This window comes from Gordonia sp. GN26, assembly GCF_054823965.1.
Map to the genome: position 1 here is coordinate 1 of NZ_JSYC01000066.1, position 16,410 is coordinate 16,410.

General features: G+C 69.6%; 14 protein-coding genes and 1 pseudogene. 5 read left to right on the plus strand and 10 right to left on the minus strand.

From position 1 onward, the window contains the following. The 3 genes from OK17_RS14775 to mshA all read right to left on the minus strand — a co-directional run. A partial coding sequence (locus OK17_RS14775) for an AMP-binding protein (RefSeq protein ID WP_461417904.1) occupies positions 1-798 on the minus strand: 798 nt, incomplete at its 3' end. Between the two features lie 192 nt (positions 799-990). Further along, positions 991-1,605, minus strand: coding sequence for a type III secretion system chaperone family protein (locus OK17_RS14780; protein ID WP_461417905.1), 615 nt, complete (start codon positions 1,603-1,605; stop codon positions 991-993). Positions 1,606-1,641: 36 nt separating this feature from the next. Then, entirely contained in the window at positions 1,642-3,009 is a 1,368-nt protein-coding gene (mshA, locus tag OK17_RS14785) for a D-inositol-3-phosphate glycosyltransferase (RefSeq protein WP_461417906.1), read from the minus strand. Between the two features lie 148 nt (positions 3,010-3,157). On the opposite strand from mshA, the gene OK17_RS14790 reads away from it, so the two are divergent. From OK17_RS14790 to OK17_RS14800, 3 genes are read left to right on the plus strand one after another with little or no spacing between them, the layout of a single operon-like run. Beyond that, positions 3,158-4,126 (plus strand): metal ABC transporter solute-binding protein, Zn/Mn family, encoded by a 969-nt coding sequence (locus OK17_RS14790; RefSeq protein WP_461417907.1) that lies wholly within the window; start codon positions 3,158-3,160, stop codon positions 4,124-4,126. A 5-nt stretch (positions 4,127-4,131) separates the two neighbouring features. After that, the gene (locus OK17_RS14795) at positions 4,132-4,935 is read left to right on the plus strand and encodes a metal ABC transporter ATP-binding protein (protein ID WP_127961619.1); all 804 of its coding nucleotides are present in this window, start codon (positions 4,132-4,134) and stop codon (positions 4,933-4,935) included. After that, positions 4,932-5,801, plus strand: a complete 870-nt coding sequence (locus OK17_RS14800) for a metal ABC transporter permease (protein WP_461417908.1) — start codon at positions 4,932-4,934, stop codon at positions 5,799-5,801. The genes OK17_RS14795 and OK17_RS14800 overlap by 4 nt, the downstream gene beginning before the upstream one ends. On the opposite strand, the gene OK17_RS14805 is transcribed toward OK17_RS14800, so the two are convergent. Next, positions 5,798-6,343 carry a DUF2599 domain-containing protein gene (locus OK17_RS14805; protein WP_461417909.1) on the minus strand — a complete coding sequence of 182 codons (546 nt, stop codon included), beginning with the start codon at positions 6,341-6,343 and terminating at the stop codon, positions 5,798-5,800. The genes OK17_RS14800 and OK17_RS14805 overlap by 4 nt on opposite strands. Positions 6,344-6,557: 214 nt before the next feature. On the opposite strand from OK17_RS14805, the pseudogene OK17_RS14810 reads away from it, so the two are divergent. Beyond that, positions 6,558-7,070, plus strand: a pseudogene (locus OK17_RS14810) (alpha/beta fold hydrolase); the annotation flags it as partial. 16 nt (positions 7,071-7,086) lie between these two features. Here OK17_RS14810 and OK17_RS14815 read toward each other — a convergent pair. Next, a complete protein-coding gene (locus tag OK17_RS14815; protein WP_461417910.1) occupies positions 7,087-8,640 on the minus strand; it encodes a carboxylesterase/lipase family protein in 1,554 nt (517 codons plus the stop codon). Between the two features lie 64 nt (positions 8,641-8,704). On the opposite strand from OK17_RS14815, the gene OK17_RS14820 reads away from it, so the two are divergent. Next, positions 8,705-9,487: a LamB/YcsF family protein gene (locus tag OK17_RS14820; RefSeq protein WP_461417911.1), complete on the plus strand. Its 783-nt coding sequence runs from the start codon at positions 8,705-8,707 to the stop codon at positions 9,485-9,487. Between the two features lie 13 nt (positions 9,488-9,500). Here OK17_RS14820 and rlmB read toward each other — a convergent pair whose 3' ends face one another. The 5 genes from rlmB to OK17_RS14845 form a co-directional block, all read right to left on the minus strand. Then, on the minus strand, positions 9,501-10,460 hold the full coding sequence (gene rlmB / locus OK17_RS14825; RefSeq protein ID WP_232717126.1) for a 23S rRNA (guanosine(2251)-2'-O)-methyltransferase RlmB: 960 nt from the start codon (positions 10,458-10,460) through the stop codon (positions 9,501-9,503). Beyond that, positions 10,460-11,851, minus strand: a complete 1,392-nt coding sequence (gene cysS, locus OK17_RS14830) for a cysteine--tRNA ligase (RefSeq protein ID WP_461417912.1) — start codon at positions 11,849-11,851, stop codon at positions 10,460-10,462. The genes rlmB and cysS overlap by 1 nt, the downstream gene beginning before the upstream one ends. Before the next feature lie 82 nt (positions 11,852-11,933). Further along, positions 11,934-13,265 carry a condensation protein gene (locus OK17_RS14835; RefSeq protein WP_232717128.1) on the minus strand — a complete coding sequence of 444 codons (1,332 nt, stop codon included), beginning with the start codon at positions 13,263-13,265 and terminating at the stop codon, positions 11,934-11,936. Continuing rightward, entirely contained in the window at positions 13,262-14,791 is a 1,530-nt protein-coding gene (locus OK17_RS14840; protein WP_461417913.1) for a condensation domain-containing protein, read from the minus strand. Before OK17_RS14840 ends, OK17_RS14835 begins: the two co-directional genes overlap by 4 nt. Beyond that, positions 14,791-16,281, minus strand: coding sequence for a condensation domain-containing protein (locus OK17_RS14845; protein WP_461417914.1), 1,491 nt, complete (start codon positions 16,279-16,281; stop codon positions 14,791-14,793). Before OK17_RS14845 ends, OK17_RS14840 begins: the two co-directional genes overlap by 1 nt. Between the last annotated feature and the right edge of the window lie 129 nt (positions 16,282-16,410).

The window sequence follows — 16,410 nt, forward strand, 5'->3', positions numbered from 1 at the left end:
GTGGTTCTGGATGTTCTCCAGGAACTCCACGAGGTCGAACCGCGGCATGATCACCAGCGATCCACGGGCCGCGAGAGCCGCGTTGAGCAGCACGGTCATGCCGTAGATGTGGAAGAACGGCAGCACCGCGATCACCACGTCGTCGGCGGTCATGCCCTGCAGCGGACGGAGCTGCGCGACGTTGGCCACCAGGTTGCGATGAGAGAGCGCCACGCCCTTGGGGTTTCCGGTCGTTCCCGAGCTGTAGGGCAGAACCGCGACGTGGGTGCTCGGATCGAAGGAGACGTCCGGCGCCGGGAGGTTCGCACCGAGCAGGTCGATCGCATTCGGGTGACCCGAGGCGTCCTGCCCCTCACCGTCCAGGACGATCAAACTCTCCGCCGACAGTCCCACCTCGTCGGCGGCCGCCTTGGCCTGCTCGAACATCGGCGAGATCGTGACCAGCATCTTGGCGCCCGAATCCCGGAGCTGCTTGGCGATCTCGGACGCGGTGAACAGCGCGTTGATCGTCGTCGCCGTCGCGCCCGCCCGCAGGATGCCATGGAACACGGTCGCGAACGCCGGGATGTTCGGCGAGAGGATGCCCACCACGTCCCCGACCCCGATCCCGCGCGACGCCAAGGCGCCGGCCGCGGCCTCGATCTGGCCGACCAGCTGGCCGTAAGTGGTCGTCGACCCCGACTTCGGGTCCACCAGGGCGATCCGCTCGCGGTCCTCGTCCGCGACCGACCCGAACAGGTAGTCGAAAACACTCACATCGGGGATCTCGACATCGGGGAAAGGACTCGTGAAGCTCATGGCACCTCCGGTGGTGGGTCGGTTTCGCCCGCACACCGTATCAACACACATTGACACGGTGTGACCTGGACCTCTCCATCCAACCAAATCCCCGCGCCGAGGTGTGACAACCCCTGCCGACACCGACGCCGATGAAGGCAGACCAAACCCTCCCGCTGTCGGGGAGGCTGTGGAGAAACCTGACAGCGAACGTCAGTCCTCGGACGCGGGCCCACCGTCTCCGCTCGAGGCCTGTGCGCCCTCGACCACGGACTCGCCTGGGACGTAACGCCCTTCGAGCGGGGCGCCGGCCTCGGGCAGCGCCTCCTTGTCGATGAGGTGCTCGAAAGCCAGCAGATTGCGCAAGGATTCACCGCGCGAGACGCGCCACGCCCACTCGCGCTGGATCGAGGAGAGGAAGCCGAGTTCGAGCAGGGTGTTGAAGTCGCCGTCGGCGGCCTCGAGGACCTGCCCGAGGACGCGGTCGAGTTCGTCGGAGCCGAGCGCGTCGGCCGAGATCCGGCCGACGAGATAGATGTCGCCGGTGTTGTCGATGGTGTAGGCGACGCCGTACAGCCGACGGTTCCGCTTGAGCAGGTACTTGTAGACGCCCGCGTGGTTCTCGTCGGGTCGGCGGCACACGAAGGCCTCGACCCTGACCCCGTGTTCGCTGGCGGTGAGCAGGACCGTCGTCTTGAGCTTCTGCTCGCCCGGGAGTTCCAGGATGACGTGGTCGACGTCGGCTCCACCACCACCCTTGCGCGAGTAGGCGATCTCGTTCTCGGTCAGTGTCTTCTCGAGCAGGTCGACGACCTCGGTGCGACTCACGACATCCTCTCGGTGGGAACGGGTACTGCGAGACCCTCAGGCGGTCACCCGATTGCGCCGCCGACGCCAGCGTCGGCGAGCCCGGGCGGGGCCGCCCGGTGTCTGTGCCGCCGCCTGCTCGGCATCCTTCTGGGCCGCATCGGTCTGGGCGGCGAAGGACTCCATCGCCCGGCGATAGCTCTCGATGAGCTGGTCCACCGTGTGCTCCCAGGAGAACTTCTCGGCGTGCCGGCGGGCGTTGCGGCCGAGTTCGGCCAGGCGATCAGGTTGCGCCAGAAGCTTTTCCAGAGCGTTCGTCCAGTCGCCGGGCACGTGACCGTTGACGAGCACACCGGTGCGGCCGTCGTCGACGGCGACGCCGAGACCGCCGACATTGGCGGCGATGACCGGCGTCCCACAGGCCTGCGCCTCGATGGCCACGAGACCGAAACTCTCGGAATGGCTGGGTACCGCGACCAGGTCCGACGCGCGGTACACCTGGCGGAGACGATCCGACGGTTGCGGCGAAAGGAAGGTGACGGACTCGGAGATCCCCAGTTCGGCAACCTGATCCATGAGCGCGGTGGGGCGCTGCAGCCCGGAGCCCGACGGCCCGCCGACGATCAGGAGCCGCAGCCTGCGCCCGGACGCGACGGCGTCCTTGATCAGCGGCGCCATCGCGGTGACGAGGAGGTCGGGGGCCTTCAGCGGCTGGATCCGTCCCACGAACGTCACGATCGTCTCGTCGGGATCGAGACCGAGGATCGACCTGGCCTCGGCCGACGAGCCCGGCGTGTAGCACTCGAGGTCGGCGCCCGGCGTCACCACGTCGATGCGGTCGGCATCGGCGTCGTACATCGAGAGCAGTTCCGCCGCTTCGGTTTCGGTGTTCGCGACCAACCGGTCGGCCTCGCCCACCACCTGCTGCTCGCCGATGACGCGCAGCTGCGGCTCGGCGGTGTCGCCCTCGGCCAGGGCGGCGTTCTTCACCGCGGCGAGGGTGTGGGCGGTGTGCACCAGCGGCACGCCCCAGCGGTCGCGCGCCAGCCAGCCGACCTGCCCGGACAGCCAGTAGTGGGAGTGGATCACGTCGTAGTGGCCCGGCGCCTGCGCCGCCTCGGCGCGGAGGACGCCCGCGGTGAAGGCGCAGAGCTGGGCGGGGAGGTCTCGCTTGTCGAGACCCTCGAACGGGCCGGCGACGACGTGGCGGACGGTCACCCCCGGCGCGGCCGCGACCGACGGCGCGTCGGACGACGAGGTCGCCCGGGTGAAGATCTCGACCTCGATGCCGCGTCGGGCCAGTCGGATCGCCGTCTGCCAGACGTAGACGTTCATGCCGCCCGCGTCGCCGGTACCCGGCTGTGCCAACGGCGAGGTGTGCACGGAGATCAGCGCAACACGCCGCGGCAACGGACTCGAGGTCATGATCTCCACCTTAGAGAAATGACGACGGCGGTGACGCGCACCCTCCGCGTCGACCAGCGCACACCTCAGATCTCCCGCGGCTTCGCGTCGGGCCCGGCCATCCCCTACACTGTTTTCGGTAACGATTGTCATTTGCGTAAAGGGTGTCATGAGGAAAACGCTTCTGGCCGCGGCCGGAGTCCTGTCCGCCGCCGCGCTGGTGCTGGCCGGCTGCTCGAGCGACTCCGGAAACGGTGACGGCACCCCGACCGTGGTCACGTCGACCAACGTCTGGGGCGCGGTCGCCTCGGCCGTCGCCGGCGACAAGGCGACCGTCACCTCCGTCTACACCAGCACCGAGGGCGACCCCCACGAGTTCGAGCCGTCCGCCGCCGACACCGCGACGATCGCCGACGCCGACATCCTCGTCATGAACGGCGGCCACTACGACGCCTACATGGAGCAGGCCGCGAAGTCCTCGGGCGCCACCGTCGTCGACGCCTACGCCCTCACCCGCAGCGACGACCATGACGCGCACGATCACGATGCCGACGGCCACAGCGCAGACGACCACGCGGATCACGCCGAACACGACCACGGCGACGAGAACGAGCACGTCTTCTACGACCTGCCCGTCGTCGCGGAGGTCGCCGACAAGGTCGCCGACGCCCTCGCCGAGCAGGACCCGGAGAACGCGGGGACCTACCGCGCGAACGCCGAGACCTTCACTACCGGCATCGACGAACTGCGAGCCGAGGTCGCCGGCATCCGCACGGCGCACGACGGCACGAAGGTGGCCCAGACCGAACCGCTCGCGGGGTACCTGCTCACCGAGGCCGGCCTGATCGACGCGGCTCCGGCCGGGTTCACCCAGGCCGTCGAGGAGGGCCAGTCGCCGTCCGCCGCGGACCGCGCGGCCATGCAGGATCTGCTCGCCTCCCGCGGCGCCGCCGTCCTGATCTACAACGTCCAGGCCGTCGACCCGGTGACCCAGGCGATGCTCGACGTCGCGAAGTCCGCGAAGGTGCCCGTCGTCGAGTTCACCGAGACCCTCCCGGACGGCGTCACCGACTACCTCGTCTGGCAGCGCGCACAGATCGACGCGCTCGCGACAGCCCTCGACGCCGAGAAGGGGTGACCGCGATGACGGCGGGAACCGACCCGGTGGTCACGTTCTCGGGTGCGCGACTCGGCTTCGGCGACCGCGTGCTGTGGGACGACCTCGACCTGACGATCCGACCGGGTGAGTTCGTCGCCGTGCTCGGCCCCAACGGGTCCGGGAAGACCTCGTTCCTGCGCGTCCTGTTACGTCAGTACTCACTCGACCGCGGCACCGTCACGACCACCGACAAGATCGGCTACATCCCGCAGCAGCACGCCGACGAGGGCGACCCGATGGCCCTCCGGGGCCGGGACCTGGTCGGTTTCGGCGTCGACGGCAACCGGTGGGGACTCGGTCTGCGCGGCCGGTCTCGCCGCCGCGAGCTCGTCGACCAGGCACTCGCCGCGGTGGACTCGCTCCCCTACGCCGACGCCCCGCTCGGTGTCCTCTCCGGAGGCGAACAGCAGCGGCTGCGCGTGGCCCAGGCGGTCGTGAGCGATCCCGACCTCCTGCTGTGCGACGAACCGCTGGCGAGCCTCGACCCGACCAACCAGCAGGTGGTCGTCGACCTCATCGACCAGCGCCGCAAGCAGGCGGGAACGGCGGTCGTGTTCGTCACGCACGAGATCAACCCGATCCTCCCCTACGTCGACCGCGTGCTCTATCTGGTCGGCGGACGGTTCCGCGTCGGCACACCCGACGAGGTGATGACCACGGAGACGCTCAGCGAGCTGTACGGCAGCGACGTCGAGGTGCTCCGGGTCAACGGTCGCCTCGTCGTGATCGGCGGCGAGGATGCACACCACTGCGTCGACATCGCCGAAACCGGGAGTCAGCCCCTATGAGCGTGACTCCGCTGGCCGCCGAACGCCAGTTCAGCGACCTCTGGGACTTCTCGACGACCATCGACCTGCTCGGCTACGACTTCATGCAGCAGGCGCTGCTCGCAATGGTCCTGCTCGGCCTGGTGGGCGGACTGCTCGGGCCGTTGATCGTCGCCCGGCAGATGTCGTTCGCGGTCCACGGATGCAGTGAGCTGTCGGTGACGGGCGCGGCCGCGGCGTTGCTCGCCGGCGTCAGCGTGAACCTCGGCGGTGTCATCGGCGCAGTCCTCGCCGCGGCGGTCTTCGGCATCCTCGGCAACAAGGCCCGGGAACGCGATTCGGTGATCGGTGTCGTGATGGCGTTCGGCCTGGGCATCGGTGTCCTGTTCCTGGCCCTCTACGGCCGGATCGGCACCGGTTTCGCGCTGCTGACCGGACAGGTCGTGAGCGTCGGACTGAACGGCCTGGTCGCGATCACGATCACGACGGCCATCGTCGTCGCGGTGCTCGCGGTGATCTACCGGCCGTTGCTGTTCGCGTCGACCGATCCGCGGGTGGCGCAGGCGCAGGGCGTCCCGGTCCGCACGCTCTCGGTGGTGTTCGCGATCATCATGGGCCTCGCCTGCGCGCAGGGCGTCCAGATCATCGGCGCGCTGCTGGTGATGTCCCTGCTGATCACCCCGGGTGCCGCCGCTGCACGGGTGACCGCCAACCCGATGCGGGCGCTGGTGCTGTCGGTGATCTTCGCCGAGGTCGCCGCGGTCGGCGGCCTGCTGATGTCGCTCGCACCGAAACTCCCGGTCTCGGTGTTCGTCACGATCATCTCGTTCGTGATCTACGTCGTCTGCCGCGTCATCGGCTCACGCCGCGTGCACACCACTCGCTAGTACTCCTCGGCGAACCCCGGATTGCACCGGGCGCCGATCATGTCCTCCTCGGTGACGACGGGCCGTCCGGGTTCCAGGTTCCAGCTCGGCTTCTCCGGTTCGATGATCCGCGCGAACCGCCAGTGACAGTCGAACTGTGCCTGCATTCCGGGGGTGTCGGCAGCCGCGTCGAGTCCGACGACCTCCCGCCACGCCGCGGCCATCGCCGACGGTTCCTGGGTGTACCGACCCGACGTCGTCGGGAAGACCGAGAGGCTGGGGCCCACCTCGGTGTCCGTCCACTCCACGCGTTCGACGAAGGGCGGCCGGTAGACCACCGTCGGAGTGGTCGACCGACTCGCGGGGCCCGGTCCGGTCGTGAGGGTGGACGTCGGGACAGAATCCGCACTCACCTGACTGGGCGTCGACGCCGTGCCGAGCGACTCGCCCGCGTCGCCGGATCCCGAACCGCAGCCCGCGAGAAACATCGAGCTCGCGACACCGCCCACAACGGTCAAAGCACAGATTCGCGCCGTGATCGCCCCGAAGCCTTTTGTCCCCATACGGCCACCGTAGGGCACGAGTAGCCTGCATCTGTGATTCACTGGCGAACATCCGGACAGGCGGTGACCGCACGGACAACCGTGCTCATCGTCGCCGTGTTCGCCCTGCTCATCGGCCTGAACGGTTGTGGCACCGGCTCCTCCCACCACGGCAGCGACTCGACTCCCTCCCGCGTGCACGCGACCGCCGACGGGCTGACCCTCGACGGGAAACGTCGGGCGGCCGGCGAACATCGTCGGCTGGGCCGACGGCGCGGCCATCGCCCTCGTCGTCGCCCGGAACCGGCCCGATCTCGTCAACCGGATCGTCTACGTCGGTGGCTACCTGAACCGCGGGGGGCGCCAACTCGATCAGTCCGTCGACCTCTTGCTGGATCGCAACCCGACCACCGTCGACTACCTGCGGAGCCATCACGACACGACGTCTCCCGATGGGCCCGAACACTTCTCGGTGGTCTACGACAAGACCATCCGGATGCTGTCCACCGAACCCGACTACGCGGTCGACGAGTTCACCGAGGTCCGCGCGCCGACGCTGGTGGTGATCGCCGACCGGGGCCTGGTGCGGATGGAGCACGCGCTGGACATCGTCCGCACGCTGCCGAACGCCCGGTTCGCGGTGCTGCCCGGGACGCACATCCTGCCGGTGGAGGCGCCCGAGCTGTTCAACCCGCTCGCGCTGTCGTTCCTCGCCGCCGACCCGCCGACCGACTGGCTACCGGGCTGACGGACCGGACGGACGGTCAGGCCCCAGAGGGCGCGTGCACCCGGTACCAGGCCTGACGACGCAGGGTGTCGGGATCGGCGACGACCCGATCCGGGTCGTTGATGACCAGGACCTTCCGTTCGTCAGTGGTGTAGACCGGCCAGCCCAGACCGGGGTCGCCGGTGCGGGCGAAAGCACCCCAGCGCCCCTGCACGTTCTCGGTGACCCGGCGTGTGCCCGGCCAGTCGGCGATGGCGAGGCCAGCCCCCATCGGCGCCCGGTAGGCACCGAACACGGTGAACAGTTCCGTCGCGTGCGTCGCGCCGAAGCCCGTCGCGTCCAGCACCTTCGTCCGGTAGTCGTAGCGGTAGACGTAGGTCGGCGCGACCTTGCTGTGCCCGTCGGCGAAGGCGGTCATCGGCGCCCAGAAGATCGAGTCGCCGGCCAGCCGGATGCGGTCGCGGTCGCCGTTGCCGTACTGGGCGGCGATCTCGCGGCGGACCTCCTCGTCCTCCACCCGCATCAGCATGCGTTCGGAATCGGGTAGGACGTTCCAGAGTTTCGCGAAGAGCTTGCCCTCGTCCTTGTTGCTCCCGATCACCAGCGGCACCGGCACCGTCAGGCCCTCGGCCGCCGCCGCCAGCGGCGAGCGCGGCAGCACGTCACCGTCGACGACCGGCGCGAACGGGATCGCCCCGCCGGACGACTTGGTCGCGAAGCGCATCAGCCGGTTGCCGGCCTCGAGCAACAGGGCCGGGTTGGGTGTGGTGAGGAGGCGCTGCGCCTCGGCCGGGTCGATGGGGTCCTCGGTGCGCTCCATCGTGGTGTTCCGACGCTGCGGGTCGCGCAGGATCCGGACGAACTCGTCGGCGTAGACGGTCGCCTCGTCCTGCTCGACCACGAGTTCGGGAGCCGGACTCTGCGCGATGGCGTGGTGGAACAGGCCGGTGGCCTCCGGCGCGGACAGCAGGGCGAGCACCGATGAGCCGCCGGCGCTCTCACCGAAGACGGTCACGTTGCCGGGGTCGCCGCCGAACGCGGCGATGTTCTCCTGCACCCAGCGCAACGCGGCGATCTGGTCGCGCAGACCCGCATTGGTGTCGAACGGCCGGTCGTCCGTGGCGAACTGCGAGAGGTCGAGGAAACCGAACGGCCCGAAGCGGTATTGGATCGTCACCACGACGACGTCCTGGGCGCGGGCCAGGAAGGCGGCGTCGTAGAGCGGCGTCGCGGCGGTACCGAGGATGAAGGCGCCGCCGTGGATGAAGACCATCACCGGGCGCGGCCTGCTCGATTCCACCTCGGGCGAGAACACGTTGAGGGTCAGGCAGTCCTCGGCCATCGGGGCGAACTTGCCCGGCGCGACCGCGGTGAACCGCTTCTCCTGGATGGCGGCCTTGGCGAGCTTGGTGCAGTCCCGCACGCCGGGCCAGTCGTGGACCGGTTCGGGAGCGCGGAAGCGGCGGTGGGCCACCGGGGGCGCGGCGAACGGGATGCCCCGCCAGCTGATCGTGCCGCGGCGAAGCCGCTTCCCCCGGGCGCCACCGACGACGCCGTTGACCGTGGTGACCTTGGTGTCGAGCAGTGCCATGCCCCCACCGTAGACGAATCGCCCGTTTCGTCTGTTCAACCTGCAGCAGAACTAGGATGTGGCCATGACCCCCGACAGGGCCACCTCCGACCCGGCGCGCACTCCTCGCATCGATCTCAACGCCGATCTCGGCGAGGGGGTCGGCGACGACGAGACAATGCTGACCATCGTCACCAGCGCCAACGTCGCGTGTGGGTTCCACGCGGGGACTCCCGCCGACCTGCTGGCCACGTGCCGCGCGGCCGTCGCCGCCGGTGTACGGATCGGCGCCCAGGTCTCCTACCCCGACCGCGCCGGATTCGGCCGCCGATTCATGGAGATGTCGACGCCGGACCTGATCGCCGACCTCGTCTACCAGATCGGCGCACTCGACGCCCTCGCCCGCTCTGTCGGCGGAACCGTCTCCTATGTGAAACCCCATGGCGCGCTGTACAACACGGTCGTCCACCACGAACAGCAGGCCGACGCGGTCGTGACCGCGGTGCACGACGTCAACCCCGACCTCGCGGTGATGGGCCTACCGGACTCGGAGGTCCTGGCCCGAGCCGAACGTGCCGGACTCGCGGTCATCACCGAGGCCTTCGCCGACCGCGCCTACACCCCGGCCGGCACGCTGGTCCCCCGCACCGAGCGGGGGGCGGTTCTCTCCGACAGCGCAGAGATCTCGCGCCGCGTCGTCGAGATGACCACCGGCGGACGGCTCACGGCCATCGACGGATCGGTCATCACCGTCGCCGCGGATTCGATCTGCCTGCACGGCGACACCCCGGGCGCGGTAGACCACGCCCGCGCGGTCCGCGAGGCCCTCGGCCGGGCCGGCGTCGAGGTCGGGCGCAACCGGTCGTGACGGTTGCCGGGCGCTACCGGCGCCGCTGACGTGCGAACTCGGCGAGCACCACGCCCGCGGCCACCGACGCGTTGAGAGACTCCACGTCACCGGCCATCGGGATGGAGAGGATCGAGTCACAGCTCTCGCGCACGAGACGTGACAGCCCCTTGCCCTCCGACCCGACGACGATCACGGTCGGGCCGGTGCCGTCGTACTCGTCGAGCGTGACGTCGCCGCCGGCGTCCAGACCCACGAGCTGAGCACCTGAATCCGCCCAGTCCTTGAGAGTGCGGGTGAGGTTGGTGGCGCGCGCGACGGGCAGCCGCGCGGCCGCGCCGGCACTGGTCCGCCAGGCCACCGCGGTGACACTCGCGCTGCGTCGGGCCGGGATCACCACACCGTGCCCGCCGAAGGCGGCCACCGAGCGGATCACCGCACCCAGGTTGCGCGGGTCGGTGATGTTGTCGAGGGCCACCAGCAGCGGCGGGGTGCCGCTGGCCTTGGCGTCGGCCATCAGATCGTCGGGATGGGTGTACCGGTACTCCGGCACCTGCAGGGCGATGCCCTGGTGCATTCCGTTGGTGGACAACCGATCCAGCTCCGGCTTGCCGACCTCGAGGATGGAGATCGCCTGATCGCCGGCGATCTTGACCGCCTCGGCGACACGCTCGTCCGGCTCGGAGTTGGTGGCGATGTAGAGCGCCGTCGCAGGCACACCCGCACGCAGGCACTCGACCACCGGGTTGCGACCGAGGACGTACTCGGGCCCTTCGTCCTTCGCCCGCGACGGGCCACCACCGCTGCGTCCGGTGTTCGACTTCGCCGCGGCCTTGGCCTTCTTGTGCGCGGGGTGGTACGGGCGGTCGACCGCCTTCGGGGTGGCGCCGCGGGCCTCGAGCCCACGACGACGCTGGCCGCCGGACCCGACGACCTGCCCCTTCTTGGTGCCCGACTTCCGGATCGCACCCTTACGCTTGGAATTCCCTGCCATCACGCCTCACCCTTCAATGCCCACTGTGCACCATCAGGGGTGTCGGTCACCTCGATGCCGGCCTCGGCCAGACGGTCTCGGACCGCATCCGCGGTCGCCCAGTCCTTGGCGGAACGCGCGTCCGCGCGTCGTTGCAGTTCGGCGCGCACCAGCACGTCCAGCGCGGAGGTCGCGGCCGAGTCGTCGGCCGCACCGGCCCACTGGTCGTCGAGCGGGTCGACGCCGAGGATTCCCATCATTCCCCGCACCGACGACGCGGCGGCGAGAGCGGCCGCCCCGTCACCCGATTCGAGTGCGGTGTTGCCCTGCCGGACGACGTTGTGCACCACCGCGAGAGCCGCGGGGACACCGAGATCGTCGTCGAGTGCGGCACCGAACTCGGGATCGATGTCACCGATCACCACCTCACCGACGCGGGCGGCGACACGTTCGACGAACGACTCCACCCGCCGATAGCCGGCGGCCGCCTCGGTGAGCGCACCGGGCGAGTACTCCAGCATCGACCGGTAGTGCGCGCTGCCGAGGTAGTACCGGAGCTCGACTGCACGGACGCGCTGCAGCATCGCGGGGATCGACACCACGTTGCCGAGCGACTTGCTCATCTTCTCGCCACCCATGGTGACCCAGCCGTTGTGCAGCCAGTAGCGCGCGAACGGGTCCCCGGCGCCGTGCGCCTGGGCGATCTCGTTCTCGTGGTGCGGGAACACCAGATCCATTCCACCGCAGTGGATATCGAACTCGGAACCCAGAAGACTGGTGGCCATCGCCGAGCACTCGAGGTGCCAGCCCGGGCGTCCCGGACCCCACGGTGTCGGCCACGACGGCTCGCCGGGTTTGGCCGCCTTCCACAGCGTGAAGTCGCGGTGGTCGCGCTTGCCGGTACCCGCGCTCTCGCCCTGGTGGACGTCGTCGAGCTTGTGCCCGGACAGCGCGCCGTAATCGGGCAGGCTGCGGACGTCGAAGTACACATTGCCGTCGGCGACGTAGGCGTGGCCGCGCTCGATCAGCCGCTCCATGTACTCGACCATCTGGGTCACGAAGCCGGTCGCGCGCGGTTCCGCGGACGGCGGCAGGACGCCGAGGGCGCGGTAGGCGTCATCGAAGGCGCGCTCGTGGGTTGCTGCCCACTCCCACCAGGGGCGCCCGGCGTCGGCCGCCTTGCGGAGGATCTTGTCGTCGATGTCGGTGACGTTGCGGACGAACAGCACGTCGAGGCCCTGGTGGCTCAACCAGCGGCGGAGGATGTCGAAGGCGATACCGCTGCGGACGTGGCCGATATGGGGAACACCCTGCACAGTCGCGCCACAGAGGTACACCGATGCCTGGCCTGGGCGCAGCGGCACGAAGTCGCGCACCTCTCGGGAGCTGGTGTCATAAAGGCGCAGGGTCACGACCGGCCATCCTACCGGACCACGATCGGGCCACCGACCACGCGAGCGCGCGGACGAGCCCCGCTCCGCAGCCGGAATGCCATCAGCCCGCGTCGGCGGCGAGCACCGGGTCGAGAACCGAGTCGAGGAGCGCCTGCATCGTGTCGAGCGTGTCCCCGAGGACCGCCACGGCCCGTTCGGTGTGCGGGTGCCGCACCCGGACATGGATGCCGTCACGGTCGCGCCAGAACCACCACTGTGCCGTGTCGGTCGGCTTCTGACTCGAGATCTGCCGCACGTCGACGTCCCCGCGCGGCATGGGCAGCCGCGTGTAGTCGACGTAGGACATCATGAAGACGTCGCTGCGACCGGGGCGCAGACGATCACCGAAGGCCGCATACACCGGCGTCAACCCGATCTCGGCCAGGGGCAGTGCAGCCGAGAGACGCCGGGTGTTCCGGTACATGGCGGCGTACAGGTCTCCGGTCGCATTGATCCGCAGCGGGGCGTTGCCCACCGACCAGCTCACACAACCCGGTCCCGCCCCGGCGCCGGTGGGCACCACGGTCGCGATCTCGTCGGGTCCGCCGGCTGCGTGGACGGCCATAGCCGCACAGGTGAGGACGGCCGGATAGGTGCGCGCACCGCGACGGTGGACCGTCGAGCTGAAGGTCGCGGCGTCGTCGCCGGACAGCAGCGTCCGGACCATCGTGTGCACGGGCAGGCTGTCGCCCATGGCGACGCCGAGGTCGAGTGGGAACTCGGGCACCGTCCAGCCGGTAGCGGCGAGGAACTGCCCCCAGGCGCCCAGGCGGGGGTCGTCGGCGGTCACCGACGCCTCCCCCTCGGCGACGACGCTCAGGGCCGCGAGCCCCGACTCCGCAGGCTTCAGCTCGCGACCCGCGAGCAGTTCACAGATCTCGGTCGACACGACCGCCAGCGAGCGGGCGTCGACATAGCAGTGGTCGAAAGCGCAGATGAGCGTCGTCCCGCCGGCACGCGTGACCGCCGCCAGGAAATGCGGCATCGGTTCGAAGGGGTCGCAGGTTGCGCCGATGGACTCGATGAGCTTCGCGGCGAATGCCTGTGACGAGAGCCCCTCGGCGGTCTCGCGGAACTCCTCCTTGACGTCGACGCCGGGATGTACCAATCGGGTGACCCCGTCCTCGGCCTGCACATAGTGGCTGCGCAGCGCGTCATGGCGGGCGATGACCGTCCCGACCACCTCGCCGAGCACGTCGGCGTCGATCCGTTCGGGGAAGTCGAGGGTCAGCGCCATCCAGCCCGGCTGTCCCGAGGCGAGCGACGCCAGGTGGAATCGCTCGTTCTCCGACACCGGCGCGCTCGACCGCGCGGCGGCGCCACCCGGCACGGCGCGCCAGCACACCAGTTCGCCCGGCTCGACCTCCCACGATTCGGAACTCGAGAGCTTCATCGCACACTCCTTGTCGATCGGCGGGGGTCGGCGGATGGGGCGTCGGGGGTCGGTTCGGGCGCGGGAGCGCCTGCGGCGTAGTCGGTCACGATGGACTCGATCCGCTCGATCAGGCCGAGTACCGCATTGCGCGCCACCGCGTTGTCGGGGACGTGCGAGCGCACGACGAGTCCGGCGTCGGTGCGCGTGAACCACAGATTGGCGTTGCGGGTCGGACCGACCCCGCTGGAGGTCTGCATCGTCGACAGCACCGGGTCGTCGCCGAGTCCGAGCCGGCGAACATCGGTGTAGGACACCATGTACGGGCTGCCGTCGAGTCCCTTGAACACCCCTTCGCCGGCCAACAGCCCCAGGACGCCGTGCGCCGGAACCGAGGCGGCCCCGCGGGCGGCGCGCACGCTGCCGGTCGCGATGCGGACGAGTTCGTCGAACGAGGTATTCGGCCCCTGTGGAAAGTCCACGATGACCGGCGCGAAGTTGCACAACCAGCCCTGTGTCCGCTCATGCCCGGCACCCCGGTTCGCGAGCACGGTGGACACGAAGAATCTTGCCTCGCCGGTGGATTCACGATGATGCGTCGCGAGAGCGGCGTAAAGGAGGCCGGCGAAACCGCCGGCGGTCGTGGCCAGCCGGGCGTCGCAGTGCGCCAACTGTTCGGAGGTCAGCAGCCAGTGCTCGATCGCGACCGCCGGTTGCGGCGCATCATCGGTCAGTCCCAGTTCGAGAGGACACCGCGGAGGCCGACCGTCGTTTGCCGACAACGCATCCCGCCAGAGAGCCACCCGCTCGTCATCCGAGGCGAGGGCCGTCGCTGCGGCCCGCTCGGCCGTGATCGAGTCGCCGAAGGCACCGGCGGGGTCGAGTTCGGCGGGTACGCCGGCACTCCGCTCTCGGTACAGCGCGACGATCTCGGACAGTGCAAGTGCCGACGAGTAGCCGTCACCGTGGGCGTGGTCGGTGGCGAAGAAGAACGTGAAGGCGTCGACAGAGGGGTTCGGATCGACCGCGGCGGCGCACCAGGTACCCGGGATCAGCTCTGCGCGAGCCATTTCCGACGCGCGGAGACCCACCCATGGGCCCAGATCGGCATCGTCGACGACCAACGCCTCCCCGGCGCGCTCGGCGACACGGAACTCGAATGCCTCCGGCGGCGCCACCCATCGTTCGGGACCCGAGTCACCACTGCGATAGTGGGCGCACTGCTCCTCGTGTCGCCGGACGAACGCGGTGAGGGCGCCGCTCATCGCCGTCTCGTCGAGGGGACCGTCGAAGCGTGCGGCGGCGAGCAGAAAGCCATGGTGTGGCTGACCGTCGGATCGCTTGTCCGCCATGGTCGCCAGATGGTCGGACTGCAGAAACGACACCCCGTCACCCCATCGTCGTGCAGCCCGGGCGACGCCTGCCGGGTCGCCGAGTTCCCATTCGACGATCCGCCCACCACGAAGGTGGGGTCGAAGGCGAACGGTCAGCGACCCGGGGATACCGAACCCGGGTGACACGCGAGAGGACTGCAGGGTGACCGACATCAGCGGTCCGCTACGACCGGCGACCCTCCGGCAACCAATTCCGCAGTGCGGTAGGTGTACTCGCAATCGCCGTCGGTGACGATCTGCTCGAGGATCGCATGGAAGACGGACAGGAAGGCCTCGACCGCGGGCGCGTCCTCGGCCGGGAAACGCGCGGAGACGTTGACCCCGGTGGGGATGCGGTTGATCCAGAAGTAGACCTCGTCGGCGTCGCGCGTCGCACTGCGCAGCACGCGTGCCGCGCGCGGCTCCCATTCCGCCGCCCCCTCGGCGTGGCGGAGGTCGATGTAGGACACCACGAACCCCGGCGGCGTGACGTCCCCGCCGATGAGCTCGGCGACCGGCGCGAACGGGGCGCCGCCCACGTCCTTGTACTGGGCCGAGGTGGCCCCGACGGCGGTCAGCGCGTCGGTGAACTTCAGCGGCCGGCCCGGGCGCACGGCCACCGGGATGATGCCGACGAACCAGCCCACGGCCTCACCCCACTCGATCGAGTTGCGGGTGTGGACCGGACTGATGAAACGCAGATCCGCGGAACCGGTCAGGGCCGCCGAGGTCATCGACAGCGCGGTGTAGATGCCGGCGGTCATCGACGACCCGGCCGCCTTGCAGATCGCGTCGAACCGCTTGGTCTCGGCGGGATCGAGCAGCCAGTGCGACAGCGTCGTCTGAAAGCCCTCGTCCGGGACCCGCTGCGCGGTGATCGTGCGCGGCGCGTCGTCGGGAACGGCGAACTGCGGGAAGCGCGGGATCGGCTCCGGCTGAACGGCGGTGGTGGTGTCGTCGAAGAAGGCGCGCCACTGGCTGACCGCGGCGTTGTTGGCGTCGATCTGCTCACCGAGGCGGCGCTCGGCGTCGCTGAAGTCCAGGTAGCTGCCGAAGGCGGCAAGGCCGTGCGGATCGCCGGTGAGCTCGGCGAGGTACAGCGCGGTCAGCTCGCGGATCGCGAACACCTGGGTGTAGGCGTCCATCACCGTGTGGTCGGCGGCGAACACGACGAGGAAGCCCGCGTCGTCGCCGGGCGTCTCGACCGTCACCGCGATGCAGTGCGGCCACGCCAGCGGGGTGACGGTGGTGTTGAAGTACTCGGTGACGAGTTCGGAGACCTCGGCGGGTTCCAGATCCGTTCCGAAGGCCCGCTCGCGCACCGAGATCGCGTCGGCGGCGACGGTGATGCGGGTCAGGTCGCCCTGCGGGTGTCCGGCGTCGTGGACACGGACCGAGGTCCGGAACGCCTCGTGCCGGCGGTACCACGCGACGAGCGTGCGCGAGAATGCTTCCCGGTCGAGCGGACGCTGGATGCGGAACGCCGTCCCGATCCACTGGCTGTACCAGTCGTCACTCTCGCGAACCGCGCGTCGGGCGTGCTCGAGATGCATGTACGACAGCTGCCGCGAGTCGGTCTGCCATTCCGATGCCTCGACCGCCGGCTCCCACGCGGTCACCGTGCCGCCGGGCATCGCATAATCATTCAGTTCGGTGTATTCCATCGAAACCTCCAGTGCTGAGACACGTGTCGGCCCCCGATTGATGGTCTTTGTCCGGCCCCTCCCCTGAGGCCTCGGCGCTGCGTTGCGCTAGCGGTGTTGTCGATCGAAATCGACCCGGGCACGCGTCCT